2 protein-coding genes are annotated in these 2,193 nt (G+C 62.0%); one reads left to right on the forward strand and one right to left on the reverse strand.

Annotated elements, in window-relative coordinates:
* Positions 1–253: 253 nt before the first annotated feature.
* Complete coding sequence (locus tag EN935_RS32340; RefSeq protein WP_109665127.1) at positions 254–499, forward strand: YMGG-like glycine zipper-containing protein; 246 nt, start codon at positions 254–256, stop codon at positions 497–499.
* Between the two features lie 94 nt (positions 500–593).
* Here the strand turns inward: EN935_RS32340 and EN935_RS32345 are convergent.
* On the reverse strand, positions 594–2,193 hold a 1,600-nt coding region (locus EN935_RS32345; RefSeq protein WP_127374037.1), incomplete at its 5' end, for a CHASE domain-containing protein.

Below are 2,193 nucleotides of genomic sequence, written 5' to 3' on the forward strand. Positions count from 1 at the left end.
CATCGTCGCCAAATGCCTTACGGTCGACCCGGCGCTCGAAGACGACTACGACCAGGTGGTGTGGAAGGTCGGCCCGGACGGCAGTCTTGACGCATCCTTGGAGATCTCAAATATCGTCGTTGCGTCAAACACGGCGCGCCCCGAAAAAAACTATCTTAGCCAACAATAAATTCGAGCGGGCAACGGGCGCCATTTCATGCTAAATGGCGGTTGGAGCTTATTAAAGTGAGGACACAAAGTGAGGAGTGACTCTATGCGGAAGATGCTTATTGCCATGGTTGCTGTGGTCGCGGTCAGTGGCTGCACCTCTACCGAGCAGGACGTGGTTGGCGGCGGCTTGATCGGCGCCGGTGTCGGCGGCTTGGTCGGCGGCGGCAAGGGCGCGCTGATCGGCGCGGCCGTGGGTGCCGGTTCCGGCCTGCTGGTGCGCAATCTGCGCAATGGCTATTGCCAGTATCGCGATCATCGCGGCCGGATCTACACCGCGCGCTGCAACTAGTTCGGCGATACCGAGACCTGATCCGGAGACCGGTTCGCCGGCCTCCGGATTTTCATTTGTTTAGTGCTTGATCCTGGCCGCCTGACGATCACCGTCAGTTTGCCAGAGGGATTTTGATTTCCACGTTCAGCCCATTGGCCCGGAAATCACGCTTGATCGTGCCGCGCAATTCGCGCGTGACGTTGAGATCGATCAGCTTGGTGCCGAATCCGGTCTTGGCGGGTGCTTCGAGTTTCTTCTGCCCGGTTTCGCGCCAGTTGAGAGCCAGCGTCCTGTCGCGCCCGCGCCCTTCGAGCGACCAGTCCACCTTCAGCGCCCAGTCGCCCTTCAGGGTATTGGCCGAATTGCCGGCTTCGCCGTATTTCAGCGCGTTCGTCGCCAGTTCGTGGAAGGTGAGGCCGAGCGCTTGCGTCGTGGTTTCGTCGAGCAGCACCTGTGGCCCCGACAACAGCTCATCGGGCAGATCCTTGCCGAACACCTGACCCAGTTCGATGCGCAGGAGATCGCTAAGATCGGCCTTCTGCCAGCGCGAGCGCGTCAGCATGTCCTGGGATGCCGCCATCGCCTGCAGCCTGGCCGAGAAGGATGCGGAAAACTCGTTGACGTCGGTGGCCCGCGATGCCGTCTGGCGCGCGATCGCCAGCACCCTGGTGATCGAATTTTTGATGCGATGCTTCATCTCCTGCAGCATCAGGTCTTTTTCGAGCAGGCTCTTTTCCGTCGTTTCGTGCAAGCGCGACGCCGCCTCATAGGCCCGCTCCTGATACCGCGCCACCAGCGCGATGGCGCCCGCCAGCAACAGGCCGAACAGCCCCAGCATAACCGGAATGGCGCGCGACGACGGCTGCGAGAAGGCGCTCGTCGGCCGGAACAGGACAGTCCATGGCCGGCCGGCCACCATTATCTTGCGGGTGACCAGCAGCCTGTCCCCAAAGGTCGAAGCCGGTGGCGTCTCCGACCGGAACAACAGATTGTCGCCGTTCACCGCGCCGTCGCCATCGTAAATTTCGGTGTTGACCGGCAGCAGCGGCGACCGGCTGAGCGCGGTCTGGAACAGGTCGCGAGCCCGAAAAGCCGCATAGAGAAAACCGGCCGTGGAGGACCTGGACGCATTGATGACATCGGGTGCGGTTTCGACATTGAGCCGCACGAAGACGAGGAAGCCGGTGAACGTCTGCGCGGCACCTGTGTCCTGGCCCAGTTGCACCAGCCCGCTGGCGTGCTGGTGGTCATCCGACATCGCCTTTTCGATCGCCGCGCGCCGCACCGGTTCACTGAACATGTCATAGCCGATGCTGCCCTGGTTGGACGGGTCGAGCGGCTCGAACAGCACGATGGGGGTGCGCCAAGGCTGCGTGGTGTCAGGATAGATTGGATGGTTGACGCCATGGTCGCGCAGCATATCGCGTTCGACCGCCGCCTCGTCTCCAGCCTTCGCCAGCCTGACATAGCCGATGCCGCGCAAGCCGGCAAAATTGTTGTCGGCATCGAGCGCTTTGAAGAACGCCTTGAACTCGTTGCCGGAAATATCGCCGTTGCGGGCGTCGAACAGGGCCTGCGTCGAGCGCAACAGCGACAAATGCAGGTCGATGCGGCTCTCGATTCGGTTGAGCGCGTCGTCGGCCGTCGCTTCGAACTTGATGCGGGCGGCTTCTTGCGTCGCGAAATAGGCAAACCCCGCCATCGTCATGCTG

The sequence above is a fragment of the Mesorhizobium sp. M7D.F.Ca.US.004.03.1.1 genome, from assembly GCF_003998635.1.
Classification (GTDB): domain Bacteria; phylum Pseudomonadota; class Alphaproteobacteria; order Rhizobiales; family Rhizobiaceae; genus Mesorhizobium; species Mesorhizobium loti.